Source organism: Roseococcus thiosulfatophilus (genome assembly GCF_017311575.1).
Lineage (GTDB): Bacteria > Pseudomonadota > Alphaproteobacteria > Acetobacterales > Acetobacteraceae > Roseococcus > Roseococcus thiosulfatophilus.
In genome coordinates this window covers 92,466-105,858 of the sequence record NZ_JAFFQY010000033.1, presented here as the reverse complement: position 1 = coordinate 105,858, position 13,393 = coordinate 92,466, and the positions used below count along the sequence as shown (strand labels likewise).

Genomic DNA, 13,393 nt, shown 5'->3' with positions numbered 1-13,393 from the left:
GCCCTTGTGAATGGAAGTGGAAGACATGTCGCTCGATGCCGCGACGGTGCGTCGCGTCGCCAACCTGGCCCGGCTGCGCCTCGAAGAGACGGAAGTGGAAAAGCTCCAGGCGGAGCTGAACGGGATTCTCGGCTGGATCGAGCAATTGCAGCAGGTGGACACGGAGGGCGTGGAGCCCATGGCCGGCGGCGCGCCCGTGGAGGTGAAGCTGCCCTGGCGCGCCGATGCCGTGACCGACGGCGCCCAGGCCGAGAAGGTGCTGGCCAATGCCCCCGACCGCGAGGGCGATTATTTCGGCGTGCCGAAGGTGGTGGAATGATGCGCCCGACCGATCTGACCCTGGCCGAGGGCCTGGAGGCGCTCGAGGCGCGCGAGATCAGCGCCGTGGAACTCACCCAGTCCTTCCTCGACGCCATCGAGCGGCTGAACCCGCGCCTGAACGCCTACATCACCGTGACGGGCGAGGCCGCGCTGGCCGATGCCGCCGCCTCCGACGCCCGCCGCGCCAAGGGCGAGGCGCGGGCGCTGGATGGCATTCCGCTGGGCATCAAGGACCTGTTCTGCACTGAGGGCACGCGCACCACGGCGGGCTCGAACATCCTGGGCGGCTTCGTGCCGCCCTATGAGAGCACGGTCAGCGCCAACCTCAAGCGCGACGGCGCCGTGTTCCTGGGCAAGCTGAACCTGGACGAGTTCGCCATGGGCTCCTCCAACCAGACCAGCGCCTTCGGGCCGGTGGAAAACCCCTGGTCGCGCGCCAATGACCCGGAGAAGCGGCTGGTGCCGGGCGGGTCCTCGGGCGGCTCGGCTGCGGCGGTGGCGGCCAGGCTCGCCATGGGGGCGACGGCCACGGACACGGGCGGCTCCATCCGCCAGCCCGCGGCCTTCTGCGGCATCGCGGGCATCAAGCCCACCTATGGGCGGTGTTCGCGCTGGGGGATCGTGGCCTTTGCCTCCAGCCTGGACCAGGCGGGGCCGGTGGCGCGCACGGTGGAGGACAATGCCATCCTGCTCCGCTCCATGGCCGGGCATGACCCGAAGGACAGCACCAGCGCGAACCTGCCCGTGCCGGATTTCCGGGCCGCGGTGGGGCGCGGGGTGAAGGGGCTGCGCATCGGCGTGCCGGCGGAATACCGGCTGGACGGGCTGGCGCCCGAGATTGCCGCCCTGTGGGACCAGGGGCTGGACTGGCTGCGAGCGGAGGGCGCGGAGATCGTCCCCATCTCGCTGCCGCACGCGAAATACGCGCTGCCCACCTATTATGTGGTGGCGCCCGCCGAGGCGTCCTCCAACCTCGCGCGCTATGACGGGGTGCGCTTCGGGCTGCGCGAGAAGGGTTCGGACCTGAAGGACCTCTATGAGCGCACGCGTGCGCGCGGTTTTGGCGCCGAGGTGCGGCGGCGCATCATGATCGGCACCTATGTGCTGAGCGCTGGCTACTACGACGCCTATTACCTGAAGGCCCAGAAGGTGCGTGCCCTGATCCGCCGCGACTTCGAACTGGCCTGGGGCAAGGTGGACGCCATCCTGACGCCGGCGACCCCTTCCGCCGCCTTCGGGATGGACGAGAAGCAGGATGATCCGGTGGCCATGTACCTGAACGACATCTTCACCGTAACGGCGAACCTGGCGGGCCTGCCGGGCCTCGCGGTGCCGGCGGGGCTGGACGGGCAGGGGCTGCCGCTGGGCTTGCAGGTGATCGGGCGGGCCTTTGATGAGGAGACGGTGTTTGCCGTGGGCGGGGTGATCGAGCGCGCCGCGGCGTTCTCGGCTACGCCGCAGGTGATGGCGTGAGCGGCGACCTAACCGCCAAGACGAACGCCGAACTCGACACGCTGATCGCCAACCACGAGCGCCTCGGCAAGTTCGGCGCGCCCCTCTTCCTCGCTGCGCTCGCGGAGCGGGACAGGCGCAAAGCCGGCGGGCTCGACCTCGACCAAACGCTCGCGCTCATCCTGCGCGAGGCGCGCGAGGGGCGCTTCGTGACCTACAAGGACGTGGCCGATCAGTCCGGGCGGCCGTGGAACACCGTGCGCTACAAGGTGAACGAACACATCGGCGTGCTGGGCCAGCGCGAGCTGGCACGCCACAGCATCTTCCCTTGCGCAATGGTTGTTGGTGAGGCCGGGCGCGAGACCGGCACCCTTACCGTCGAACAGCTGGAAGGCTTCGCGCGCTTTTGGCAGCGCCTTAACCCATCCGACACGGCAAGCGGCGAGGCGCTGCTGCGGAGGGAGCAGGACAAGGTGATCGCCTTCGCCCGTCGGCAGGAGGCGCCGTGACGGCCGACGAACTCATCGCCCGCCACCCGCGCCTCTACCACCTCACCACGCCCGGCGCCTGGGAGGTGATCCGTGCCCATGGGCTACTCTCCACCGAGGCGTTGCTGCGGCGTGCCGGCCTGCCGGAGGTGGAGGTTGAGGCGCGCATCCGCCGACGGCGCGCGGCGCGGGATGTGCTGGAGCAGACGTCCTTCGGCCGCGTCGTGCTTAACGATAACCTTCCCATCCACATGGGTAAGCTCGCGCGCTGCCTCGACGATGGCCTCACCGCCGAGGAGTGGCTGGCGGAACTCAACCGCCGCGTCTTCTTCTGGGTGCGCGAGGCGCGGATGCTGGGGCTGGGCGAGGCGGCCGTGAACCGCAACGACCCGCGCAAACTGCTGGTGCTGGACACGGCGAGCGTCGTCTCCGCGTGCGGCGTGAGGATGCAGGTCTCGCCCATCAACACCTGCAGCACGCAGCGCAAGCCTGCCCGCCGTGGCCGCGCCACCTTCACGCCGCTTGGCGCTATGCCCTTTGCCGAATGGCGCTGGCGCCGCCGCGACACCAAATCCTCTCCCGACGAGGTGGTCGAAGTCACTGTTCTCGGCCATGTGCCCGACATCGAACGCCACCTGATCGAACGCAGGACCCTCACATGACCTACACCATTGAAGGCGAAACCGGCCCCTGGGAGGTCGTCATCGGCCTCGAAGTCCATGCGCAGGTGACGTCCCACGCCAAGCTGTTTTCCGGCGCGGCCACCGCCTTCGGCGCGGAGCCCAATTCCCAGGTCAGCTTCGTGGATGCGGGTTTTCCTGGAATGCTCCCCGTCATCAACGAGGCCTGCATAGCCCAGGCCGTCCGCACCGGGCTCGGCCTGAACGCGGAAATTCATCTCTGGTCGCGCTTCGACAGAAAAAACTATTTCTACGCGGACCTGCCGCAGGGCTACCAGATCAGCCAGTACGCCCACCCCATCGTGGGCAAGGGCGAGGTCGAGGTCACGCTCGCCGACGGTTCCACCAAGATCATCGGCGTCACGCGCCTGCACCTGGAGCAGGACGCCGGCAAGTCGCTGCATGACCAGCACCCGACCAAGTCCTTCATTGATTTGAACCGCTCCGGCGTCGCGCTCATGGAGATCGTCTCCGAGCCCGACATGCGCTCGCCTGAGGAAGCCGGCGCCTATCTCGCCAAGCTGCGGCAGATCATGCGCTACCTTGGCACCTGTGACGGCAACATGGACGAGGGCTCCATGCGCGCCGACGTGAACGTCTCCGTCCGCAAGGCGGGCGAGGGCTTCCGCACGCGCTGTGAGGTGAAGAACGTCAACTCCATCCGCTTCGTCATGCAGGCGGTCGAGGCCGAGGCGCGGCGCCAGATCGAGGTGTGGGAGAGCGGCGGCACGGTCGAGCAGGAAACCCGCCTCTTCGACACCGCGCGCGGCGTCACCCGCTCCATGCGCTCCAAGGAGGACGCGCATGACTACCGCTATTTCCCCGACCCGGACCTGCCGCCGCTCGTGCTGGAGCAGTCCTGGGTGGAGCAGCTCAAGGCCAGCCTGCCCGAACTGCCCGACCAGCGCCGCGCGCGCTACGTCGCCATGGGCCTCTCGCCCTACGACGCCCATGTACTGACCATCGAGCGCGAGACGGCCACCTTCTTCGAGACGGTGGCGAAGGGTCGCGACGCCAAGGTCGCCGCCAACTGGGTGACGGGGGATTTCTTCGCCGCCCTGAACCGCCTCAAGCGCGACATCAGCGACCCGCCGGTGACGGCCCAGCACCTGGGCGAGCTGCTGGACCTGCTGGCCGACAAGACCCTCTCCGGCGCGCTGGCCAAGCAGGTCTTCGAGGCGATGATCGAGACGGGCCAGGCCCCCAGCGTGATCGTCGAGGAGCGCGGCCTGCGCCAGGTGACCGACACCGGCGCCATCGAGGCCGCGGTGGACGCCATCATGGCGGCGAATGCCGACAAGGTGGCGGAATACCGCGGCGGGAAGGAGAAGCTGTTCGGCTTCTTCGTGGGCCAGACCATGAAGGCCATGGCGGGGAAGGGAAATCCCGCCCTGGTCAATGAAGTGCTGAAGGCGAAGCTGGGTTGATCGGGCTGTCCGGCGGCGGATCCACGCCGCCGGGGCTCAGGCGCCCTCGGCCAGCAGCGCCTCCAGATCCAGCCGGCGGGTGAACATGGTCATCCGCCCGTCGGCATCCCGGGGCCATTCCTCGCGCGGGCGGTCGCGGTAAAGCTCCACCCCGTTGCCATCCGGGTCGCGGAGATACAGCGCCTCGCTCACCCCATGGTCCGAGGCGCCCTCCAGCCGCACGCCCGCCTCCAGCACACGGCGCAGCGCCACGGCCAGCGAAGCCCGGTCGGGGTAGAGCAGCGCCACGTGATAGAGCCCGGTATGCCCGGCGGGCGGCGGCGTGCCGCCCGCGCTCTCCCAGGTGTTGAGGGCGATGTGGTGGTGGTAGCCGCCGGCCGAGAGGAAGGCCGCCCCCGGCCGTTCCAGTATGACCTCGAAGCCCAGCACGTCGCGCCAGAAGCCCAGCGCGCGCGGCAGGTCCGCGACCTTGAGGTGGACATGCCCGATGCGGGCCTGGTGATGGATCGTGTTCATGCCTCCAACATGGAGCCGTGCGCGTCCACGCGCCAATCACCGTCGCGGATGAGGCTTATTCGCCACCCGCCGTCCGGGCCGCGTCACCAGCCACAGCCCCGCGAAGATCAGCGCCACGGCCGGCAGGGCCAGCCAGCCCATGCGCTCGCCGAAGATGATCGCCCCCCAGACCACGCCCGCGATGGTGACGATATAGCCTACCTGGCTGGTGACCACCGCCCCCGCCGCCGCGATCACGCGGAAATAGGCGAGGTAGGCGATGGCGGTCAGCACGGCCTGCAGCGGCAGCAGCGCCTCCGCCCGCCAGTCGGCTGACAGCGGCGGGTGGAACTGGCCCAGCGCCAGCGCGAAGAAGGCCAGGCAGAAGGCCGCCCCGTAGAGCGACCCCGCCGCCACCGCCAGCGGCCCCGTGCCGCGCGGCGCGAACTGCACCGCCACCAGCCCCGACACCGCGTAGCAGACCGGGGTGAGGGCCGCGACCAGCGCCCAGCCGATCAGCGAGGCCGCGGGCAGCGCCGCCCCCGGCGCCATGGCCAGCGCCACGCCGGCGAAGCCCAGCGCGGTGCCGGCGACGCGCCGCGCCGTCAGCCGCTCCTGCCCGATGGCCGCGGCACCCACCACCGTCAGCATGGGGGCCAGCGGGATGAGCAGGGCGAAGAACCCCGCCGGGATATGCTGCAGCGCGTGGAAGCCGAAGACATTGGCCAGGGCGAAGCCCGACCCGCCCGCCGCGAGGTAGTAAAGGAGATGCGCCCGGTCGCGCGGGATGGCCTGCCCCCGGGCCCGGCACAGCAGCGTCAGCGCCAGGGCCGACCCCACGGCCGTCCAGAAGGCGAAGCCCATGGCGGAGATGCCGAGCCCCATGCCCACCTTGGCGATGGCGGGCGTCAGCCCCCAGATGGCCCCGGTCAGCAGCAGCAGGGGCAGGACGGGCGTGCGGGTCATGCCCGCGCAGAGGCCCCCGGTGCGCGCCTCTGTCAACTCAACGCTCAGGCGGCGGGGTATAAGCAGCGCATGGAGTGGCCCGAATCGGAAACCATCGCCCTGCGGCCCGACCCGCTGCTGCCCGAGGCCCCATGCCCCGTGCGTTGGCGGCGTTCGGCCCGGGCGCGGCGCGTCTCGCTGCGCATCTCCCCGGCCGAGGGGGCGGTGGTGGTGACCTTGCCCATGAAGGTGGGCCGCCGCCATGGCCTCGCCTTGCTGACCGAACATGCGGGCTGGGTGTTGCAGCGCGTGGCGGCCCTGGCGCCGGAGCGCAAGCTGGTGCCGGGCGGCAGCGTGCCCATCGGCGGGGTGGAGCACCTCATCCGCCACGACCCCGCGCGGCGTGGCGCGGCGCTGCTGGAGGAGGGCGTGCTGGTGGTCTCGGGCCAGGCGGAGTTCGTGGGAAGGCGCGTGCGCGACTTCCTGCGCGCCGAGGCGCTGCGCCGCATCGCGCAGGCCGTGCGCCCACATGCCGCGGCACTGGGCGTGGCGCCGCGCGCCATCCGGCTGAAGGACACGAAAAGCCGCTGGGGAAGCTGCGCGCCCGACCGGACGCTCGCCTTCTCCTGGCGCCTGGTCATGGCGCCACCCTGGGTGCTGGATTACGTGGTGGCGCATGAGGTGGCGCATCTGCGGGAGATGAACCACTCGGCCCGTTTCTGGGCGCTGGTGGAATCAAGAACCCCGCACCGCGCCGCCGCGAGCGAATGGCTGCGGCGGAACGGGGCGGGGCTGTTGCGGGTCGGCTGAGCGGCGGGGTCAGCCCACCGTCAGCCGCCGCTCCGTGATCTGCTGCTTCATGGACTTCTGCAGCTTCTCGAAGGCGCGCACCTCGATCTGGCGCACGCGCTCGCGGCTGATGTTGTACTGTTGGGACAGCTCCTCCAGCGTGGTGGGCTCGTCCTTCAGGCGGCGCTCGATCAGAATGTGGCGCTCGCGCTCGTTCAGGGTGCGAAGCGCGCCGTTCAGCAGGTCCTTGCGGTTGGACATGTCCTGCCGGTCGGCGAGTTCCTCCTCCTGGCTCTCGCTCTCGTCCACCAGCCAATCCTGCCACTCGCCCTCGCTGTCGGCGCGGACGGGGGCGTTCAGGCTGTTGTCGGGCGAGGCGAGGCGGCGGTTCATGCTCACCACGTCCTGCTCAGGCACGGCCAGCGTCTTGGCGATCTTGGCGACCACCTCCGGCTGCAGGTCGCCATCCTCCAGCGCCCCGATCTGCCCCTTGAGGCGGCGGAGGTTGAAGAACAGCTTCTTCTGCGCGGCGGTCGTGCCCATCTTCACGAGCGACCAGCTGTGCAGGATGTATTCCTGGATGGCGGCGCGGATCCACCACATGGCGTAGGTGGCCAGGCGGAAGCCGCGGTCCGGGTCGAACCGCTTGACCGCCTGCATCATGCCGACATTGCCCTCGCTGATGAGTTCCCCCACCGGCAGGCCATAGCCGCGGTAGCCCATCGCGATCTTGGCGACGAGGCGCAGGTGCGAGGTGACGAGCTTGTGGGCGGCGGCCTCATCGGCCGCGTCGCGCCAGCGCTTGGCGAGGTTCAGCTCCTCCTCCGGGGCCAGCATCGGAAACTTCCGGATCTCCTGCAAATAGCGGGAGAGGTTGCCTTCCGGGGCCATCGGGATGCTCAGTGACGCCATGTGGTCCGAACTCCTGACTGCGCCAGAACCCGCCCCGTGACGGCGACGGGCATCTGGCCGTTCGTGGCAACGACCGCCGGGCCCTTTCGGTTGCATCCGCCCCGGTCACGGAGGGGGCGGTGGCAGCGAACCGAAGTCACGCGGCACCCGGCCGACGTTGCACATTACCGTTCGTTTAGTCCGTTCTCCCCTGCAATGCAAGGATAACCAACCCCGCCACTCTGTCATCCCGGTAAACCGGGCAGGACCCCTAGGCGGAAAGGGCGGAGAGGAGGGCCTGCAGGTCTTTCGGCGGATCAGAGCGGAAAGTTAGCACATCCTTTGTAACCGGATGATGAAATTCCAGACTGGCCGCGTGCAGCGCCTGGCGGGGGAAGGCCAGCAGGGCCTGGCGTGCCGCCTCGGGCAAGGCGCGACTCGCCGCCGGTATGCGCCGCAGATAGACCGGATCCCCCACCAGCGGATGGCCGATATGCGCCAGGTGCACCCGGATCTGGTGCGTCCGCCCGGTGGCGAGCTTGCAGCGCAGCAGGCTCACCCCGCCATGGAACACGCGCTCGGTGCGATAGCGCGTCAGCGCCGCCTTGCCGGACTTCGCGCCGCCGCGCCCCACCACGGCCATGCGCTTGCGGTCGAGCTGGTGGCGGCCGATGGCGGCCTCCACCTCGCCCGCGGCGGGGCTGGGCACGCCCCAGACCAGGGCCAGATACTCCCGGTCCAGGTCGCGCGCCGCGAAGGCCTCGGACAGGGCGCGGTGGGCGCGCTCGCTCTTGGCCACGACCATGACGCCCGAGGTGTCCTTGTCCAGCCGGTGGACGATGCCCGGCCGCTTCTCGCCGCCGATCCCTTCCAGCTCCTCCCCCGCATGGCCGAGCAGCGCGTTGACCAGCGTGCCGTCCAGGTTGCCCGGTGCGGGGTGGACGACCAGCCCGGCCGGCTTGTTCAGCACGATGAGGTGCGAGTCCTCGAAGAGGATGTCGAGCGGGATGTCCTGCGCCACCGGCCGGGCGGGCAGGGGCGGCGGCGGGGCGAGGGTATAGGTCACCCCCGGCCGGATGGGCCGCGCGGGGTCGGTGAAGACTTGGTCGCCCTCCCGGGCCTGGCCTTCCTCGATCAGCGCCTTGACGCGCGAGCGCGAGAGCGTGCCTATCCGCGCCGCGAGGAAGCGGTCGGCGCGTTCGCCGCGGTCGGCTTCGGCCGCGAGATATTCATGGGGTGCGGAGGGGTCGGCCAATGCGGGCGCTCAAATTCCTGGTGGTGGCGATGGGGGTGATGATCGTCGCCGGCACCGTGACGCTGGTCGCGCTGATCGTCCAGCGGGCGGGCGGGGCGGTGACGGGGGCCATGCCGGCCGTGGCGCTGGACCTGCCGGCCGGCACGCGGATCCTGTCCGTCAGCGGGGCGGGCGATCGTTTCGCCGTCCTGGTCGAAGGCGCGGGGGAGGAGCGGCGCATCCTTCTGCTGAATCCGCGCAGCGGGCGCGTGGTGGGCGAGGTCCGCCCCCGCCCGTGACCCACCGCAAGCCCCATCTGCCCGAGAAGACCTGCGCCGCCTGCGGCCGCCCCTTTGCCTGGCGGAAGAAGTGGGCGCGGGTGTGGGAGGAGGTGCGGTATTGCTCCGATGCGTGCCGCGAGGGGCGCCATGCAAAGGCCCGGCTTGCCCAACCGCGCCGGGGGGGCTAAGAGCGGCGCTTCCAAGGCTTGGTCCCCTTCGTCTAGAGGCCTAGGACACCGCCCTCTCACGGCGGCAACACGGGTTCGAATCCCGTAGGGGACGCCACCTCAACGCCTTGATTCGACGCGTTGACACCCCCCGGCGCTTCTGGCTCGCTTCGTCCAAACCCGGGGGCGCTCCATGGCATTCGAACTGACGGCCGAGCAGGCCGAGATCCGCGCGCAGGTACTCAAGCTCTGTGCCGGTTTCGGCGATGACTACTGGCTCCGGAAGGAGCGCGAGGCCGCCTTTCCCCATGAATTCCACGCCGCCATCGCCAAGGGCGGCTGGCTCGGCATCGCCATGCCGGAGGAATATGGCGGCGGCGGCCTCGGCATCAGCGAGGCCGCGGTGATGATGCAGGCCGTGGCCGAGAGCGGCGCCTGCATGTCCGGCGCCTCCGCCATCCACATGAACATCTTTGGCCTCAACCCCGTCGTGGTCTTCGGCAATGAGGACCAGAAGCGCCGCGCCCTGCCGCCGCTGATCGCGGGCGAGGACAAGCCCTGCTTCGCCGTCACCGAACCCGATGTCGGCCTCAACACCACCGAGCTGAAGACGCGCGCCGAACGCCAGGGCGACCGTTACATCGTGCGCGGGCAGAAGATGTGGATCAGCACCGCGCAAGTCGCCAACAAGATGCTGCTGCTGGCGCGCACCACCCCGCTCGACCAGGTGCGGCGCAAGACGGAGGGGCTGTCCCTCTTCTACACCGACCTCGACCGCGCGCGCATCGAGGTGCGCCTCATCGAGAAGATGGGCCGCCACGCGGTGGATTCGAACATGCTCTTCTTCGACGGGCTGGAGGTGCCGGAGGCCGACCGCATCGGTGAGGAAGGCAAGGGCTTCCACTACATCCTGCACGGCATGAACCCCGAGCGCATCCTGATCGCGGCCGAGGCCGTGGGCATCGGCCGCGCCGCGCTGGCCAAGGCGACGCAGTATGCCAAGGACCGCCGCGTCTTCGGCCGCGCCATCGGCCAGAACCAGGGCATCCAGCACCCGCTCGCGCGCTGCTGGGCGCATCTGGAGGCGGCGGAGCTCATGGTGATGAAGGCGGCCGCCCTCTATGATTCAGGCCGCGAATGTGGGGCGGAATCCAACGCGGCGAAGTATCTGGCCGCCGAGGCCGGCTTCTCCGCCGCCGAGACCGCGGTGATGACTCATGGCGGCATGGGCTATGCCCAGGAATACCATGTGGAGCGCTATCTGCGCGAAAGCCTGATCCCGCGCATCGCGCCCGTCAGCCGGGAGCTGATCCTGAGCCACCTCGCCGAGCGCGTGCTGGGCCTGCCGAAATCCTACTGAGAGGCGCTATTCCAGCCCCGGCAGCCGGCTCGCCACCAGCGAACCGTCCAGCGCCTCATGTTCCGAATAGCCCAGCACCTCGTAGAGCTGCGCGCGCGTCTGCAGCCGCGGCAGCATGGCGGCGATGGAGCCGTCGCGCGCCAGCGTCGCATAGACCTCCGTCAGCGTGGCGGCTTCGGCGCGGAAGGCCGTGGCGGGCCAGATCACGATGCGAAAGCCCCAGGCCTCGAACTGGTCGGCGGTGAACATCGGCGTGCGGCCGAACTCCGTCATGTTGGCCAGCAGCGGCACGTCCAGCGCGGCGGCGAAGCGGCGGAAATCCTCCTCCCGCGCCAGGGCCTCGGGGAAGATGGCATCCGCACCCGCGCGGACATAGAGCTGCGCGCGCGCGATGGCGGCCTCGATCCCCTCCTGCGCCACGGCGTCGGTGCGCGCCATGATGCGGAGGTGCCGGCGGGCGCGGCGGGCGGCGGCGATGCGCTCGGCCATCTCCTCGGGCGCGCAGAGCTTCTTGTCGTTCAGGTGGCCGCATTTCTTGGGCTGGTGCTGGTCCTCGATCTGCACGGCGCCCGCGCCGGCCGCCTCCAGCTCCCGCACCGTGCGCATCACGTTGAGCGGCGGGCCGAAGCCGGTGTCGGCGTCCACCAGCACGGGCAGGCCTGTGGCGCGCACCGTGGCGCGGGTGAAGAAGCAGAGTTCCTCCAGCGACACCAGGCCGAGATCGGGCAGGCCCAGCAGCGAGGAGGTGGCGCCGCCCGAGATGTACAGCGCCTCGAACCCCGCCCGCTTGGCCAGGATGCCGCCCATGGGGTGCGGCGCGCCGGGCATGCGCAGGATGCCGGGCCGCGCCCAGAGTTCGGCCATGCGCAGCCCCGCGGGCGTCTCGGGCTCCGGCCCCAGCAGCCAGGTCATGCCGCGGCCTTCCGGCGCGCCCGCCGTCGCGCGAGCAGCGGCGGCAGCACGATGGACAGCACCAGCAGCGCCATCAGGACCAGCGTGATGGGACGGTCCAGCACCATGGAGATGTCCCCTCCCGTGATCTGGTAGCTGCGGAGCAACTCGCCCTCGGTCATGCGGCCCAGCAGCAGGCCGATGACGGCGGCCGGGATCGAATAGTCATACCGCTTGAACAGCCAGCCGATGCCGGCGAAGACCAGAAGGGTGTAGGGCCCCTGCATGTCGCCCGTCAGGCCGAAGCTGCCGAAGGCCGCCAGCACGAAGACGCAGGGCACCAGCAAGGCAAGACGCACGCGCACGATCAGCGTCAGCGCCTGCAACAGCACCAGTCCCACGCCCAGCAGCAGCACCGCCTGCGCGATGTTGGCCAGGATGATGGTGTAGACCAGGTCCGCATTGTCGGTCAGGAAGCGCGGCCCGCCGGTCACGTTGTGCATGGCGAAGGCGGCGAGCAGCACCGCCGTGCCGCCGCCCCCCGGCAGGCCCAGCGCGAAGAGGCTGACCATGGAGCCGCCCTCGCTGCTGCTGTTGGCGGATTCCGCCGCCACCACGCCCGTGGGGTTGCCGGCGCCGAAGCTCTCGGGCGCCGGGTCGCGCCGGCGCGCATCGGCGTAGGAGACGAGGTTCGACACCGAGGAACCGATGCCCGGCACCGCGCCCACCACCACGCCCAGGATGGAGCCGCGCAGCAGCGTCACGGGCCGGCGCAGCGCCATGCCCATGCCCGCCAGCACGCGCGAGAAGCGCACCGTGCGCTGCCCGCTGTCCTGCACCAGGTAGCCGCGCTGCGACATGGCAAACAGCTCGGAGGCCGCGAACATGCCGATCATGGCCGGCACCACCGCGATGCCGTCGATCAGGAAATCCACGCCCATGGTGCCGCGCAGCACCCCGTTGGAACTCATCCCCACCGTGCCCAGCAGCAGGCCGAAGACGCCGGCCAGGATGCCGCGCGCCATCTGCGATCCGCGCAGGGAGGCGATCAGCGTCAGCCCCCACAGCGCCACCATGAACATCTCGGTGGGCCCCATGGCCAGCACCAGGCCCGAGAGCGGCTTGATGAGCACCAGCAGCACCACATAGCCGATGGCCGTGCCGATGCAGGAGGCGGCGAGCGCGATGCCCAGTGCCTCGCCATGCTGGCCGTTGCGCGCCATGGGGAAGCCGTCGAAGGCGGTGGCGACGGCGGAGGACGTGCCGGGGATGTTCATCATGATGGCCGAGACGCCGCCACCGAACATGCCGCCGGTGAAGATAGCCGTCAGGAAGAACATGGCCGAGGTGAAGTCCATGAACAGCGTCGTCGGCAGGAAGACGGCCATGGCCATGCTGGTCTGCAACCCCGGCACGCAGCCGAAGACGAGGCCGATGGCCAGCCCCGGAATCATCAGCAGCCACGGGTTGTAGGAGGCGAAAAGCAGCCCGAAGGCGCCCGAGAGGGCGGCGAGGTCTATCACAGCAGCAGCGTCGGAATGGGGTAGGGCACCAGGGCCCGGAAGGAGAGCGTGGCCAGCACCGCGAAGACCGCGGGCACCACCAGAAGCTGCACGGGCCGCCGCTCGCCCTCCACCAAAAGGGCGGCGGCGACGAAGACCGCGCTGCCCACATCGAAGCCCACGACCGGCAGGGTGATGATGTAGAGGGCGAAGAGCCCCATCAGCGCCGGCGCGCGCCCCAGCGGCGCATCATCCCCCCGCGCCGCCCGCCCGCGCAGGATGCCGATGGCGATCAGCGCGCAGAGCCCCAGCGCCAGCAGCGCGGCGGGCAGGATCAGGATGAGGTTGTCGGTGGTGGGCGAGGCCTGGATGGCGTCATGCAGATACAGGCCCACCACGCCCGCGATGAGCACGACCAGGGCCAGGTGGCCCCAGTCCAGCCGCGGCCGCGCGTTGTCCCCGGCCATGGC

The 13,393-nt window shown here is 70.1% G+C and carries 16 protein-coding genes and 1 tRNA gene; 10 read left to right on the top strand and 7 right to left on the bottom strand.

Features of this window, described 5'->3' with window-relative positions; genetic code table 11:
• Positions 1-25 precede the first annotated feature (25 nt).
• From gatC to gatB, 5 genes are read left to right on the top strand one after another with little or no spacing between them, the layout of a single operon-like run.
• Positions 26-319 (top strand): Asp-tRNA(Asn)/Glu-tRNA(Gln) amidotransferase subunit GatC, encoded by a 294-nt coding sequence (gene gatC / locus JTN19_RS12255; protein WP_206932902.1) that lies wholly within the window; start codon positions 26-28, stop codon positions 317-319.
• Positions 319-1,794, top strand: a complete 1,476-nt coding sequence (gene gatA / locus JTN19_RS12250) for an Asp-tRNA(Asn)/Glu-tRNA(Gln) amidotransferase subunit GatA (RefSeq protein ID WP_206932899.1) — start codon at positions 319-321, stop codon at positions 1,792-1,794. Before gatC ends, gatA begins: the two co-directional genes overlap by 1 nt.
• Positions 1,791-2,282, top strand: coding sequence for a hypothetical protein (locus tag JTN19_RS12245; RefSeq protein ID WP_206932890.1), 492 nt, complete (start codon positions 1,791-1,793; stop codon positions 2,280-2,282). The genes gatA and JTN19_RS12245 overlap by 4 nt, the downstream gene beginning before the upstream one ends.
• Positions 2,279-2,923 carry a DUF7002 family protein gene (locus tag JTN19_RS12240; RefSeq protein WP_206932881.1) on the top strand — a complete coding sequence of 215 codons (645 nt, stop codon included), beginning with the start codon at positions 2,279-2,281 and terminating at the stop codon, positions 2,921-2,923. The genes JTN19_RS12245 and JTN19_RS12240 overlap by 4 nt, the downstream gene beginning before the upstream one ends.
• On the top strand, positions 2,920-4,368 hold the full coding sequence (gene gatB, locus JTN19_RS12235) for an Asp-tRNA(Asn)/Glu-tRNA(Gln) amidotransferase subunit GatB (RefSeq protein ID WP_206932879.1): 1,449 nt from the start codon (positions 2,920-2,922) through the stop codon (positions 4,366-4,368). Before JTN19_RS12240 ends, gatB begins: the two co-directional genes overlap by 4 nt.
• A gap of 36 nt (positions 4,369-4,404) precedes the next feature.
• Here the strand turns inward: gatB and JTN19_RS12230 are convergent, their stop codons facing one another.
• Both JTN19_RS12230 and JTN19_RS12225 read right to left on the bottom strand, forming a co-directional pair.
• Positions 4,405-4,884, bottom strand: coding sequence for a VOC family protein (locus tag JTN19_RS12230; RefSeq protein WP_206932877.1), 480 nt, complete (start codon positions 4,882-4,884; stop codon positions 4,405-4,407).
• Positions 4,885-4,920: 36 nt separating this feature from the next.
• On the bottom strand, positions 4,921-5,829 hold the full coding sequence (locus tag JTN19_RS12225) for a DMT family transporter (protein ID WP_206932869.1): 909 nt from the start codon (positions 5,827-5,829) through the stop codon (positions 4,921-4,923).
• Positions 5,830-5,898: 69 nt separating this feature from the next.
• Here JTN19_RS12225 and JTN19_RS12220 point away from each other — a divergent pair, with 69 nt between their 5' ends.
• Entirely contained in the window at positions 5,899-6,618 is a 720-nt protein-coding gene (locus tag JTN19_RS12220) for a M48 family metallopeptidase (RefSeq protein WP_206932867.1), read from the top strand.
• 9 nt (positions 6,619-6,627) lie between these two features.
• Here the strand turns inward: JTN19_RS12220 and rpoH are convergent, their stop codons facing one another.
• A complete protein-coding gene (gene rpoH, locus JTN19_RS12215; protein ID WP_206932865.1) occupies positions 6,628-7,509 on the bottom strand; it encodes an RNA polymerase sigma factor RpoH in 882 nt (293 codons plus the stop codon).
• Between the two features lie 250 nt (positions 7,510-7,759).
• Positions 7,760-8,743, bottom strand: coding sequence for an RluA family pseudouridine synthase (locus tag JTN19_RS12210; protein WP_206932863.1), 984 nt, complete (start codon positions 8,741-8,743; stop codon positions 7,760-7,762).
• Here JTN19_RS12210 and JTN19_RS12205 point away from each other — a divergent pair.
• The 4 genes from JTN19_RS12205 (at position 8,743) to JTN19_RS12190 (ending at position 10,530) form a co-directional block, all read left to right on the top strand.
• Complete coding sequence (locus JTN19_RS12205) at positions 8,743-9,021, top strand: DUF6476 family protein (RefSeq protein ID WP_206932861.1); 279 nt, start codon at positions 8,743-8,745, stop codon at positions 9,019-9,021. The genes JTN19_RS12210 and JTN19_RS12205 overlap by 1 nt on opposite strands.
• Positions 9,018-9,191 (top strand): DUF2256 domain-containing protein, encoded by a 174-nt coding sequence (locus tag JTN19_RS12200; protein WP_206932853.1) that lies wholly within the window; start codon positions 9,018-9,020, stop codon positions 9,189-9,191. Before JTN19_RS12205 ends, JTN19_RS12200 begins: the two co-directional genes overlap by 4 nt.
• A gap of 21 nt (positions 9,192-9,212) precedes the next feature.
• Positions 9,213-9,288: transfer RNA gene (locus tag JTN19_RS12195), tRNA-Glu, on the top strand.
• A gap of 75 nt (positions 9,289-9,363) precedes the next feature.
• Positions 9,364-10,530: an acyl-CoA dehydrogenase family protein gene (locus tag JTN19_RS12190; RefSeq protein ID WP_206932851.1), complete on the top strand. Its 1,167-nt coding sequence runs from the start codon at positions 9,364-9,366 to the stop codon at positions 10,528-10,530.
• Positions 10,531-10,536: 6 nt separating this feature from the next.
• Here the strand turns inward: JTN19_RS12190 and prpB are convergent, their stop codons facing one another.
• The 3 genes from prpB to JTN19_RS12175 are packed head-to-tail and all read right to left on the bottom strand — an operon-like array spanning position 10,537 to position 13,390.
• Entirely contained in the window at positions 10,537-11,442 is a 906-nt protein-coding gene (gene prpB, locus JTN19_RS12185; RefSeq protein WP_191084104.1) for a methylisocitrate lyase, read from the bottom strand.
• The gene (locus JTN19_RS12180; protein ID WP_206932849.1) at positions 11,439-12,944 is read right to left on the bottom strand and encodes a tripartite tricarboxylate transporter permease; all 1,506 of its coding nucleotides are present in this window, start codon (positions 12,942-12,944) and stop codon (positions 11,439-11,441) included. The genes prpB and JTN19_RS12180 overlap by 4 nt, the downstream gene beginning before the upstream one ends.
• On the bottom strand, positions 12,941-13,390 hold the full coding sequence (locus JTN19_RS12175; RefSeq protein WP_206932847.1) for a tripartite tricarboxylate transporter TctB family protein: 450 nt from the start codon (positions 13,388-13,390) through the stop codon (positions 12,941-12,943). The genes JTN19_RS12180 and JTN19_RS12175 overlap by 4 nt, the downstream gene beginning before the upstream one ends.
• Positions 13,391-13,393: the final 3 nt, after the last annotated feature.